This is a genomic window from Algoriphagus ratkowskyi, from assembly GCF_002150505.1.
Taxonomy (GTDB): Bacteria; Bacteroidota; Bacteroidia; order Cytophagales; family Cyclobacteriaceae; genus Algoriphagus; species Algoriphagus ratkowskyi.
In genome coordinates, this window is record NZ_MSSV01000004.1 from 18359 (window position 1) to 31825 (window position 13467).

The 13467-nt window shown below is 39.7% G+C and carries 9 protein-coding genes and 1 tRNA gene; 2 read left to right on the forward strand and 8 right to left on the reverse strand.

Annotated elements, in window-relative coordinates:
* The first annotated feature begins 219 nt into the window (after window positions 1–219).
* Window positions 220–292, forward strand: a tRNA-Met gene (locus BVH02_RS05495).
* 237 nt (window positions 293–529) lie between these two features.
* Here BVH02_RS05495 and BVH02_RS05500 read toward each other — a convergent pair.
* The 5 genes from BVH02_RS05500 to BVH02_RS05520 form a co-directional block, all read right to left on the reverse strand.
* The gene (locus tag BVH02_RS05500) at window positions 530–1717 is read right to left on the reverse strand and encodes an NHL repeat-containing protein (RefSeq protein WP_086499970.1); all 1188 of its coding nucleotides are present in this window, start codon (window positions 1715–1717) and stop codon (window positions 530–532) included.
* A gap of 45 nt (window positions 1718–1762) precedes the next feature.
* Window positions 1763–2416, reverse strand: coding sequence for a LolA family protein (locus tag BVH02_RS05505; RefSeq protein WP_086499972.1), 654 nt, complete (start codon window positions 2414–2416; stop codon window positions 1763–1765).
* Between the two features lie 33 nt (window positions 2417–2449).
* Complete coding sequence (locus tag BVH02_RS05510) at window positions 2450–4939, reverse strand: FtsK/SpoIIIE family DNA translocase (protein ID WP_086499974.1); 2490 nt, start codon at window positions 4937–4939, stop codon at window positions 2450–2452.
* A gap of 53 nt (window positions 4940–4992) precedes the next feature.
* Complete coding sequence (locus BVH02_RS05515) at window positions 4993–6033, reverse strand: quinone-dependent dihydroorotate dehydrogenase (protein ID WP_086499977.1); 1041 nt, start codon at window positions 6031–6033, stop codon at window positions 4993–4995.
* Between the two features lie 490 nt (window positions 6034–6523).
* Window positions 6524–8020, reverse strand: coding sequence for a M28 family peptidase (locus tag BVH02_RS05520; RefSeq protein ID WP_086499979.1), 1497 nt, complete (start codon window positions 8018–8020; stop codon window positions 6524–6526).
* Window positions 8021–8297: 277 nt separating this feature from the next.
* On the opposite strand from BVH02_RS05520, the gene gcvP reads away from it, so the two are divergent.
* Window positions 8298–11186: an aminomethyl-transferring glycine dehydrogenase gene (gene gcvP, locus BVH02_RS05525; RefSeq protein WP_086499985.1), complete on the forward strand. Its 2889-nt coding sequence runs from the start codon at window positions 8298–8300 to the stop codon at window positions 11184–11186.
* A gap of 167 nt (window positions 11187–11353) precedes the next feature.
* Here the strand turns inward: gcvP and BVH02_RS05530 are convergent, their stop codons facing one another.
* From BVH02_RS05530 to BVH02_RS05540, 3 genes are all read right to left on the reverse strand, one after another.
* On the reverse strand, window positions 11354–11665 hold the full coding sequence (locus BVH02_RS05530) for a hypothetical protein (protein WP_086499987.1): 312 nt from the start codon (window positions 11663–11665) through the stop codon (window positions 11354–11356).
* A gap of 104 nt (window positions 11666–11769) precedes the next feature.
* Window positions 11770–12648 carry a lipoyl synthase gene (gene lipA / locus BVH02_RS05535; protein ID WP_086499989.1) on the reverse strand — a complete coding sequence of 293 codons (879 nt, stop codon included), beginning with the start codon at window positions 12646–12648 and terminating at the stop codon, window positions 11770–11772.
* A gap of 54 nt (window positions 12649–12702) precedes the next feature.
* Complete coding sequence (locus BVH02_RS05540) at window positions 12703–13431, reverse strand: hypothetical protein (protein WP_086499991.1); 729 nt, start codon at window positions 13429–13431, stop codon at window positions 12703–12705.
* Window positions 13432–13467 lie beyond the last annotated feature (36 nt).

Genomic DNA, 13467 nt, shown 5'->3' on the forward strand with positions numbered 1-13467 from the left:
GCTCGAGTTAACCTGTTGATAGACAAATGCCTGCTCAATTAGAGGGGGAAGTCTTTGTTGTAAAACATAGCTGTACAGTGGTTATTTTTCTGATATATTAATTTTATTTTTGTTCTCAGATTTGCATTGTAAAATTAAACGACTACTTTTGTATCACAATTAGCCACAAGGGCAGATTTAGAAAAGAAAAAACGAAGCTTTTATGCTTCAAAGATATATCGCGGGATGGAGCAGTTGGTAGCTCGTCGGGCTCATAACCCGAAGGTCACTGGTTCGAGTCCAGTTCCCGCTACAAAGCCGATCAGAAATGATCGGTTTTTTTTTGGCCAAATTTTTCTAAGGATAATGTTAAATGTGTTAGAATTTTTTTAACCAAAAGTGAACTTGAGAATTAATGAAACGTCGATCTAGTGTGTTCTATTTCTTAAGGCAAGCTAAATACGCAAATCGATCTCTCATGCGTATTTTATTTTCTATATTTAATCAGCATGAATCGCTTAGTTTTTCCAGATTTGCTTAGAACTTCTTACTACTTCAACAATCTCCCTCGATACACCGTAAAATCCTCCTGTTCTTCTTCTCCGGTGTGTTTTTTCATCCACCAGATATCTTCGCCGATTACTGCGAAATCATAGGAGTTCATTTCTGGCAATATTAAAGGGATAATATCCCCTGCCTGTGTAAGTACAACCGTTCGTTTTTTTACTTCTTCAGATAGTTTTGCTTTTAGTTCTTTTGATGCTTCTCCCGCCGCTACGAGGGCTATATCGCTCTTGTCCGCTGGAGTTGGCTTGAATGTAATTAACAAGTCTTTTTCATGCTTTTCTATATTTAAAATTTGTGAAGGGTAGGGGTTGATTTTATAGTCTGCAATTTTCGCAAAATCCACAGCTCCTTTTTCATATCCTATCCCTGTTAAAAATCCATCAAGATTCAAGGCTGTTCTCTCTTTCAAAACAGGTTCAGTTCCAGACCAATCATAGGTATAAAGGATTGGCTCATTCTGAAAAGCCAGATAGAGAACCTGTGATTTTTCGTCATACGAGAAGACTGGTCTAAAATCACTGAAGTAATACACATTTCCATTTAGGAATTGGGAGCCTTCTGGGAAGGGTAAAAATGTCTGAGTCTCCTCAGTTTCGAGGTTAGTAAGAAGTAAGTTCTTTCTTGTTTGTAGAAATTCAGAGCTATAATCACCTCTTGGCTCTTCGATTACATCAAGAGAATAAAGTAGGTATTCCTTGCCATCTTTTTGGATGACTTCGTAGGTTTTGAAAAGTGAAAATGCTCCTCCTAGACTATATTGGTTCTGATAAATCCCAAAATTCTTGACTATGTCTCCGTTTTTCTTCAAGACCTTCAGGCCATTCATGATGTCCAAAATCACCAAATTCCCGGCTTTGTCTCGGGCGAAATTCCCCGCAGACATGGAGAAAGCTCCCGGTACGTCACCAGTCTTGTCCCATTTATCAATAAGATTTCCATCTCTGTCGAAAAGGTAAACATCAGAGCTAGCCCCATCCCTGAAGATGACGTGATCCTTGTCTGCTGTTTGGAACATAAAAACTCTGGCAAGTATATTCTGAACCGTTAAAGAATCTACTATTTCAAGTTTATAGCTGGACAATTCATTCGTGCTGTTTTCGGCTTGATTATTCTTCGTCTGGCATGAGACTATAAAAATGAGTAGAAAAAGTGAGAGGACTTGGATCTTCATAGTGGTAGTTTAAAGACTACTAGTATAAAGAAAAAATATATCAGTTTACCTCAAATCAATTACTTCAATACCAGGATACTGCTTAGCATCAAATACAAAGTAGATAGCAGGCAGATTTGCATCAAGTTTAAGGTTTTTGAAAGTATAGGAAAATACGCCTCCTTGACCATCAAACATTTCCCAGCCCAGAAGATTAGAGCTGCTTTTGTCAATTATAAGTTTAACCTGCTCGAATGGCGCATTATTTTTCTCTGCAAATAATTCAATAACCTGAGCAGTTTTGCCTTGGAATTGCTTTTCTCCCAACAGCTTGTAGCTATAGCCTGACTCATATAGTCGATATATGTTGGAAGGAGTCAGCTCGCCTTCCATTTGGCTCGCATCGTTGACAGTCACTTCTTTGTAATTGTCAGATTGGATAAATGTCCAAACAGTCTTACCATCGTTATAGATCTCTTGATCTGGAAGTTTCAGACGGTACTGTTCTCCTTTAACTGCTATTTCGCCAGTTTGTCTGTCTCCAGAGCCTTTAGCATCTTGAAAAGTAAAATCGAAGTTTGCCGTAAAACCATTCATTGCCTGAAATTTTTGGCTCATGGCATCTAAAACAGTTTTTGCTTTTGGGTCTTTTTGCGCGGTAGCGTCAAATGAGAAGAAAAGAGCAAGAAATAATGTATAAACTAAGGTGAATTTTTTCATGTAATTAGGCTGTTTGAACGAATTTCACAGCTTTTACAAACTATTCAATAACCGTTCCAAACTGGCTTCGTCCTGAACGAGCACCTCTCGTGCTTTAGATCCTTCGAATGCTCCTACAATTCCTGCAGCTTCTAACTGATCAATGATTCTTCCTGCACGATTGTATCCTAGTTTTAGCTTTCTCTGAATTAAGGAAGTACTTCCTTGCTGATGCATTACAAGTAATCTTGCAGCGTCATTGAAAAGCGGGTCCAGATCAGAAAAATCAACACTTCCAATCGAATTGTCAGTATCTTCTCCTTCAAATTCAGGAAGTAAATAAGCATCAGAATAACCTTTTTGCTCTCCAACCCAATCACAGATAGCATCTACTTCAGGCGTGTCCAAGAATGCGCATTGGATTCGGGTTATTTCAGATCCGTGGGATAAGAGCATATCTCCCATTCCTATCAATTGATCGGCTCCACCAGTATCAAGTATGGTCCTGCTGTCAATTTTAGAAGTTACACGGAAAGATAATCGCGCAGGGAAATTAGCTTTAATAATACCAGTAATTACGTTTACCGAAGGTCTTTGTGTAGCTACTACCAAGTGAATACCAATGGCTCTAGCAAGCTGCGCTAATCGTGCAATTGGCCCTTCTATTTCCTTACCAGCAGTCATCATCAAATCAGCCAACTCATCAATCACCAAGACAATGTATGGCATAAAGCGGTGGCCATTTTCTGGATTGAGCTTGCGTGCAACAAATTTTGCGTTGTATTCCTTTAGATTTCTAGTCCCAGCATCCTTTAGTAGATTGTAACGATTATCCATTTCGATACAAAGTGAATTTAGCGTGTAAATTACTTTTTTGGTATCGGTAATAATAGCTTCTTCAGCTCCAGGGAGTTTAGCTAGAAAGTGTCTTTCGATCTTATTGAAAAGCGTTAATTCTACCTTCTTTGGATCTATCAGAACAAACTTCAATTGAGATGGGTGTTTCTTATAGATCAAAGAAGCCAAAATCATGTTCAAGCCGACAGATTTACCTTGGCCGGTGGCTCCAGCCATGAGTAAGTGAGGCATTTTTGCCAAATCAACTACAAATATCTCGTTTGTAATTGTCTTGCCCAAAGCTATAGGAAGGTCCTTGTCCGAGCGCATGAATTTCTCTGTGCCCAAAACAGCACGTGCTGGGACGAGCTCTCTATTTTTATTTGGAACTTCTATACCAATTGTGCCTTTTCCAGGAATAGGAGCTATAATTCTAATTCCTAAAGCTGCTAAACTCAAGGCAATATCATCTTCTAAATTCTTGATTTTAGAGATCTTTACTCCGGGCTCCGGAACGATTTCATACAAGGTGACCGTCGGTCCAATCGTAGCTTTGATCTCTTGAATTCCAATCTTAAAGTTTATTAACGTCTCTACAATCTTGTTTTTATTATCTTCTAATTCCTGTCTGCTTACCGTAACTTTTTGGACGTCGTATTCATTTAGCAGATCAAGCGTAGGGTATTTATAATGTGGGAGATCCAGTGTTGGGTCATAAGCATCTAGATTTTCGACTTCCTCAGCGGTTTTCTCTTCTCCAGCAGTTTTAACAACGGAGAAGTTTTTTTCCTCATATTTCTTTTCTTCCTCACGCTCTACTATTGGGTCTAAAATATTTAACTGAGGTACATCAAATGCGATCTCATCTCTCTTCGGCTTTGACTCCGGCTTGAGCGCTATAGGTTCATCTACGCTATCTTCTTTGATAGTCCATGAGCTTCCATCGTCATCTAGTTCTTCTTCTTCCTCCTCCTCAATTTCGTCCTTAGCTACAAAAGGATTTTCTACAGGTGAAGTTGCATCATTTTCCAAATCATCATCTGCCAAATCTGAATCGGAAGTTTTGCTGCTAAACCAGTCTAATTTGTCAATATCAAAGAAGAAAATCACGAAAATAAGCATCGATCCACCTAGCAAAATAAAGGTGCCCCAGCTTAAAAAATCCGCAGAAAGCTTAGCCAATTCATAGCCAAACCCACCGGAAAGGAAGCTCCAGTAAGAATAGCCTTGTACTAAAATCACAATGTATCCAGTGAGTAAACCAAGCCAGAATGTGAAGAAAAGAGCAAATGTGCTGTAGCGGGTAAGTGAAACCAATGAGATCTTGAATGCCCATTTGAACCCTAATAAAAATAATAATGGAGGAAATAGAAAAGCTGCAATCCCAAACCAACGGTAGATTAACCAGTTGCCAGCCTGTGCTCCAAGATATCCAAGCCAATTGGTAGATTCACGAGCAGTATCGCGAATTGCCTCATCGGGGTTGTTCATGACCAAGCTCTGATCCGCAGGGCCATTTAATAGGTAACTAACAAATGCTATAAAAAGGAAAACAGCGATAGACATAAGCAAAATACCGAGCGTCAAGACTAGCTTGGTGTAATTAAACTTCCCAAAAGAAAAACTCGGAGCTTTCAAGCCTGCGCCTTTCTTTTTGGTTGGTTCTGCTTTTTTTCTAAAAGTATTGGTCCTAGGTGAATTGGCCATGTATTCGATTCAAATCCGATTTAAGGTAAGCGTAATGAATTTTGATTGACAAATTACTGCGAAAAATAAGCCAATAATCCTTTTTTGATCTTTTTGATCAAGCTAGGCCCCTCATAAATCATGCCCGAGTACACTTGAATCAGGCTGGCTCCAGCTTCCAATTTTTCTATTGCATCCTCTGCAGAAAAGATTCCGCCCACACCAATGATTGGAAATGAATGATTTGACTTCTCCGAAAGATATCTGATTACTTCAGTACTTCTTTTGCGCAGAACTTTTCCACTTACACCTCCAGCTCCTATTGCTTCTACTTCTCCTTGTGGTGTGCTCAATTGTGAACGATCTATGGTAGTATTGGTCGCTATTACGCCATCAATTTTCGTTTCCTGTACGATTTCGATGATGTCATCTAATTGTCCGTCTGTCAAATCAGGAGCAATTTTTAGAAGAATAGGTTTCGAATTTGGCTTAAGGTCATTTGCAGCTTTGACAGCCTGTAATAATGCTTTCAAGGGTTCTTTTTCTTGTAAATCACGAAGGTTCGGCGTATTCGGGGAACTTACATTCACCACGAAATAATCTACGTGTTCATGAAGCGCTTCCAGGCAAATTAAGTAATCGTCAACTGCATTTTCGTTCGGAGTCAACTTGTTTTTGCCAATATTTCCACCGACTAATACATTAGACTTACGTTTTTTAAGTCGTTCGACAGCTTCATCTACACCGCCATTATTAAACCCCATGCGATTGATTAAAGATTCGTCTTGGGGAAGTCTGAAAAGCCTTGGTTGTGGATTGCCTTCTTGAGGTTTTGGCGTTAATGTGCCTATTTCGATAAACCCAAATCCGAGCATCGCCATTTCATCGATAAGCTTGGCATCTTTATCAAAACCAGCAGCTAAGCCAACAGGATTTTTAAATTTCAACCCAAAAACTTCCCTTTCCAATTTCTTGTCTTCCAAAGCAAAAGTTGATTCTACTATCGAACCAATAATTGGGAGATTAAAAGTCAACTTAGTTAAGTCCACCGTAAAATGGTGAGCATCTTCAGGTTTTTTTAGAAAAAATATTGGCTTTAGAAGTGACTTGTACACGGAGATCTGGATTGCGTTCGATTGGCAAAGATATCGTTTTATAAAAACTGACGACTGCAAAAGTGTAATCAATTTATTTTTAAGTCCATTGAAGTCCACATAGCTGTCAAATCTCGGACTCCACTGCAGTTACATACCATGTGCACAAAAAATCTCTTAATTTGATTTAAGTCTCCTGACTTAGATCATTAATTATGCATCCTTCAAACTGCCTAGAAATTGAGGCTGAAAAGCATGGTATGAGTTAATATTGAGATTAATTTTTACCAAAAGCGCAATTGTCAACCTTAAAACCATGTTTTTTAGTGGTGCAAGATTGAAAGACTATAAAAGCTGAGATAGCTCGATCAGGTTAGGTAATTACTGCAATGATTCATCGCAAAGCTCTGAAAGAACGACATGTATTTTCATTTTTTGTGCCACTTACCTTAACCAAAAAAGGCTACTGGATTTCTCCAGTAGCCTTCGTAATTTATTTTGAAGAGAAAATTTATCTCTCTGGTCTGTTGTTTGTTCCGTCAACTCTAGGCTTGTTTTCTCTGTTGGCGATATCCCAAATTGTATAAAATATCAGCTTAGATCTTTTCTCCATAAGTGGGAATTCGATTTTATCAACCGTATCAGTTACCTGGTGATAATCATCGTGTACGCCATTGAAGAAGAATGCAACTGGAATGTTGTGCTTTGCAAAGTTGTAATGATCAGACCTGTAGTAGAACCTGTTTGGGTCATCTTCAGCATCATATCTGTAGTCCAAGATCAAGTCAGAATAGGTGATGTTATTGTATTCTAGGATTTTTTTCAAATCTGTTGATAGCATTTCAGATCCGATAACATAGATGAAATCCTTATTTTCTTCTTTATCATATTCATAGTCAATTCTACCAACCATGTCTATGTTGAAGTTCACTACGGTGTTTTCCAATGGGAAGATTGGGTGGTCAGAGTAATACTCAGATCCCAAAAGACCTTTTTCTTCACCAGTTACATTAAGGAAAAGGATAGATCTTCTTGGTTTGATGCCGTCTTTTACTGCTGCAGCAAATGCCTCAGCAATCTCAGTAACTGCCACAGTTCCAGATCCATCGTCATCTGCGCCATTGAATACTTCGCCAGTGCTGCTCACACCTACGTGGTCGTAATGTGATGAAATAACGATTAATTCGTCCTTCTTGTCAGTTCCTTCTAGGTAGCCCATTACGTTAGAGCTTTCTACTTTCTCTACCTTCTTTTGGATTTGATAAGTAGCTTTTTGAGATTTGATAGACTCAGGATTTGCTTTTGCAGCTTCTTTCAATTGCTCAACTGGCGTATTGAATAACTCAGCCATTTTATCAGAGCTTACCATAAATAATGGTTTCTGCTCAATAGGCTTATCAAAACCAACGCGTCCTTTTCCAGCTAAACTTTGGTAACGGCCAGCTATACGGTCAAAGTTTGCCTGACCTTCCATGCTTACAATTACAATTCCAGCAGCTCCAGCGTCCATCACTTTTTTCACGAGGTCGTTTGATCTTAGGCCTACTGCCCAGATCCCGACTAGCTTCTCTTTTACGTCAACTTTAGCCAAGTTTTCGTCAGTCACCAAGCCTAGGAACACAAGATCAGCTTTTGTAGCTTTCTTCATGTTGCCGTCTCCAGTGAAAACAAAATCTTTATTATTTACCAATTTGGTTTTCCCTATTTTCAAAGAAATATCTCCAAAAGAAGTACTTACAAGCTCTACAGCCTGATGATAGCTTCCTGCTACTGGAGCTGCCAAGCCAATTTTTTTATAAAAGTCTGCCAAATAATTTGCAGCTATTTTTGCCTCCTCAGAACCAGTATCCCTACCTTTCATTTCGTCAGACGCAAGATAAGTAAGACGCTCTTTCAGGTCTCCAGCGGTGATAGTGTTGGCATATTTCACCTGTGCAGGTTGCTGTGCCAACGACGGTAACGCTAGGCCAAGAGCCATTGCGCCCGTCAATAACAGACTTTTATTCATCAGTTTATAGTTAGGTTTTTTAATTGAGAATGGGACTGATCTTTGATTCACTTACTTATTTAGCTTATGAACTATTGATCAATTTCAATCTTTTTATTATTCTGGCGCTAAACTAGAGAATTTTTCTCCCCTTCAATAAACCGCTTATATATTATGATGTAATTATGAGGAAAAAATGAGTTTCTTGAAAGCATTATCTTTCAATATATTGTACCTTTGCGCCTTGAAAAAATAGCCATTTCATACCCAAATAGTTCATCGTCTTTAACGTTCTTATATGAAGATCAATCTTTCTAACGCTGTCAAATTTGAGAGCAGACACAATGGCCCGACAGATGCAGAGATATCAGCAATGCTGGAGAAAATCGGAGCCTCATCTTTAGAGGAATTAATCAACCAAACTGTTCCGCAATCCATCCAATTGGAGCGTCCAATGGATCTTCCGGCGGCGAAGTTGGAATCGGAGTTTTTGAAGGATTTCAAAAAATTAGCTTCTAAAAACAAAGTATTCAAGTCATTTATCGGCTTAGGTTATTATGATACGTTGGTACCGGGAGTGATTTTGAGAAATGTTCTTGAAAATCCAGGATGGTATACTGCATACACTCCTTACCAGGCAGAAATCGCCCAAGGACGTCTTGAAGCTTTGATCAATTTCCAGACAGTTATTATGGAGTTGACTGGAATGGAGCTTGCAAATGCATCTCTTCTAGACGAGGGAACTGCCGCTGCTGAAGCGATGAATATGCTTTTCGCGATCAAGCCAAGAGAGAAAAAGAACGCTACGAAGTTTTTTGTTGACGAGAAAGTATTCCCTCAGACCAAAGCTGTTCTAGAAACTAGAGCTGAGCCTGTAGGGATTGAGTTGGTTTTCGGGTCAATTGATTCCTTGGATTTGACAGATGAGAATTTATACGGGGTGTTGTTCCAATATCCTGATGCTGATGGTGAAGCCCGTGATTACTCAGCGATCGTGGCTGCAGCCAAAGAAAACAACGTAACCACTGCTTTTGCAGCAGATCTTCTGGCTTTGACGCTCTTAACCTCTCCAGGAGAAATGGGAGCTGATGTGGTGGTTGGTTCTTCTCAGCGCTTTGGAGTGCCAATGGGATACGGCGGACCACATGCTGGTTTCTTCGCTACTAAGGAAGCATACAAACGTCAGATTCCAGGTAGAATCATTGGTGTTTCTCAGGATCGTGAAGGTAACAAAGCATACAGAATGGCTTTGCAAACACGTGAGCAACATATTAAAAGAGAAAAAGCAACTTCAAATATTTGTACTGCACAAGTGCTCTTGGCTGTAATGGCTGGTTTTTATGCTGTTTACCATGGGCCAAAAGGATTGAAGAATATTGCGCTTAGAACGCACGGACTAGCAAAACTTACAGCAAGATCTCTTGAGCAGTTAGGCTACGAAGTATCTTCAAAGAATTATTTTGATACCATTAAGGTGACTATCGAAGCCAAGGCAATTCATGCTGTTCAATCGCTAGCTCTTTCTTCGGAGATGAATTTCCGATACGATTACGATACTGTGTTTTTGTCTTTTGACGAGGCAAAGACACTGGAAGATGTGGCTACGGTAGTTGCTGTTTTTGCAAAAGCAAAAGGAATGGAAGTTCCTGACCTTTCAGCTTTGGCTTCTGAGATAGATTTTGATTTGCCAGTAGGTTTGGTAAGAACTTCTGAGTATTTGACGCATCCAGTTTTCAATGATTTCCAAAGTGAGCATGAGATGCTTCGTTATATCAAGCGCTTAGAGAATAAGGATTTGTCCTTAGTTCACTCAATGATTTCTTTGGGTTCTTGTACGATGAAGCTTAATGCTACCGCAGAAATGATTCCAGTGACATGGCCTGAGTTTGGACAAATGCACCCATTTGCGCCTACCGATCAGACTGCTGGATATCAAGAGCTTTTTGCAAACTTGAGACATTGGTTGAATGAAATTACTGGCTTTGCAGACACTTCTCTTCAGCCAAACTCTGGTGCACAAGGGGAATATGCTGGTCTTATGGTAATCCGTGCCTATCACCAAAGCAGAGGAGATCATCATAGAAATGTAGCATTGATTCCAACATCTGCTCACGGTACTAATCCTGCTTCCGCTGTCATGGCAGGCATGAAGGTCGTGTTAGTGAAATGTGATGAGAAAGGAAACATTGATCTGGAAGATCTAAGAGGGAAAGCAACAGCTCATTCCAAGGATCTTTCATCACTGATGGTAACTTATCCTTCTACTCACGGAGTATTTGAAGTAGCGATTCAGGAAATCTGCCAAATCATCCACGACAATGGTGGACAGGTTTACATGGATGGGGCTAACATGAATGCACAAGTAGGATTAACTAGTCCAGGAAGAATCGGAGCAGATGTTTGTCACCTGAACCTTCATAAGACTTTCTGTATTCCTCATGGTGGAGGTGGACCAGGTATGGGGCCGATTTGCGTAGCGAGTCATTTGGCACCTTTCCTTCCAGGCAATCCACTAGTGAAAGCTGGCGGAGAGCAAGCAGTATCATCGATTTCTTCAGCACCTTATGGTAGTGCGAGTATCTTGCCAATATCATATGCATATATCGCAATGATGGGAGCAGATGGCTTGACCAATGCTACGAAGATGGCCATCCTGAATGCTAATTACATTAAGGAAAGATTGAAAGATCATTTCCCTATTTTATATACAGGAACTCAAGGACGAGCGGCGCACGAGATGATCGTAGATTGCAGAGCTTTCAAGGAAGTAGGAGTGGAAGTAGAAGATATCGCAAAGCGATTGATGGATTATGGATACCATGCGCCAACAGTTTCATTCCCAGTAGCAGGTACTTTGATGATCGAGCCAACTGAATCTGAGACCAAAGCTGAACTTGATAAATTCTGTGATGCATTGCTTTCTATTCGTGCTGAGATCCAGGAGATCGAAGATGGAACTGCAGACAAAGTAGAGAACGTATTGAAAAATGCGCCACACACAGCGATGATGGTTCTTACGGATACTTGGGATTTACCTTACTCCAGAGAAAAAGCAGTTTATCCGCTTGCCTTTGTGAAAGGAAATAAATTCTGGCCAAGTGTACGAAGAATTGATTCTGCTTTCGGAGATAGAAATTTGATCTGTAGCTGTATTCCAGTGGAAGATTACGCTAGCGAAGAAGCTTAATTAGCTTTTATAATATTTGAGAAAGGGCTGCCGATTTGGTAGCCCTTTTCTTTTTATCCGCGGATGTCACAAAGTACATGCGGATGTCACCAAAGTTTGGAAAGCTCATTAACTAATGGCATCACGTTTCACCCTGTGTGTTCAAGTTTAAATAAATAAGAAAATCCTCACATTAACGGAATCTCATCCTCTTTCGAAAGCTGAATTTCCAATCCACCGACTTTCGAGGCTACGAAATTGTAAACTACGGATCCCAAAGCTCCTATGATAAAGCCAAAGATTCCATACATTATAGGGAACACGATTACCATTATTAGTCCTATTCCACCTGCGCCAGCGATAGGGAAATCATCTATAAGACCAGAGAATGCAGATAGGAATAATGCATAGAATATACCGATCACAAAGCCAAGAATGCCAAGTGTCAAACCATAAATTTTGGAAGCAGAGGCTACTCCGATTTTTTCAATTTTTACCATTTGGTTAAAAGTTTAGTGAATATTATAAATAGCTTTAAAATATTAAATAATTAGGCATAAAAAAAGCACACCCGAAAGTGTGCTTGTTATTTTTTGTATAAATTTTATACGTTTACGTGACGTTCTGCGTGATACGAAGATCTCACTAATGGTCCTGATTCTACGTATTTTAACCCTCTTGCCAGTCCTTCTTCTCTGTATTCTGCAAAAAGATCGGGATGTATAAATTCTGCAACTTCGATGTGCATCTTGGTCGGCTGCAGGTATTGTCCAAGAGTCAGGATATCACAGCCATGCTCAGCTAGATCGTCCATCGCTTTTAAAACTTCTTCTTTTTTCTCTCCCAAACCTAACATCATGCCTGTTTTGGTTCTTTTACCAAACTCTTTCGTCAATTTGGTTTGCTCCAAGGAACGGGCATATTTTGCCTGAGGGCGAACTCTTCTATATAGGCTTTCCACAGTTTCCATATTATGAGAAACGACTTCTTGACCAGCACTAATCATTCTGTAAAGTGCATCCCAGTTTGCTTTCACATCTGGTATTAAAGTTTCTATAGTAGTCTCCGGAGAAAGCTCTTTAGTCTGAACGACGGTTTGATACCAGATTTCAGCACCTTTATCCTTCAGCTCATCTCTGTTCACAGAAGTCAATACAGCATGCTTTACGCCCATCAGTTTGATTGCCTCAGCTACTCTTCTAGGTTCGTCTGTATCATACTCAGGTGGTCGGCCAGTAGCAACTGCACAAAATGAGCAGGAGCGTGTACACACATTTCCCAAAATCATAAAAGTAGCTGTGCCAGCACCCCAACATTCTCCCATATTTGGGCAGTTGCCACTTTCACATATAGTATGAAGCTTGTGCTCATCTACCAGTTTTCGGACTTTGGCGTATTCTTTTCCAACAGGGAGTTTCACTCTAAGCCAATCTGGCTTTTTTCTTCGAGTAGCTTCTTGGGAAATTACAGGTAATTCGATCATTGATTTCTGATTTGATGCAAAGGTAAGTTAGCAAAGGGCAAAACCCAAGTTGACTTACTGTCTGAACCCATAGAAAAACGTGAAATAAACTGATTGGAACAGCTGTCTATTTTCTGTAGTAGGGATCAGCGGTATTTTTTTGGTAAACCCTTCGAGCATGTATCCAAGTTCCAATCCAGTTGCATTTGAGCGGAAAACGCCAAATTCAAAGTTTAAAGCTGCTTTTAAATTTCCTCCAATAGCAAATTCAGACTGCCCCAATCCTTCGAATAGATGTCCTGTACCTATTATATAACTTGGAACTTGATGAGTTTCGGAATTATACTGCTCATTTACCGTTTCTACTCGATTTATAGCATATTCAATATAATAAGGAGCGATAAGTCCAAAAGACGGTCCGACCGCAGCTAGAGCTGATACTTGCACGCCTTGATTGGGAGCTTTTTTGAAAAGAATGATCTCTCTACCATATTGTGGTCTAATTGAATAGAGGTAATTAGACTTTCCGAAAATATAGCTATTGCCAAGTGCTGTAGTGTAACGAGTTTCTTTAGGGTTTTTGACATTGGAGAATTCCAGTGCCCAAAAGCTAAACTGAGTGTCGTCAATTCGTGTTCCTGCTTTAAACACAAAACCACCAATAAGTCCTCCATTAGTGTTTTTGTTGACGCCAAACATGTATTCCTTGTCATATTCATAGTTACCTACATCTTCTCTTTGTGCAAAAGATTCTATAGAAAAGGAAAGTATTAGAAGCGGTAAAATGAATTTCAGCTTGTTCATTCGAATTGGTCGAGAATATAGCCCTATTTTTGGGTG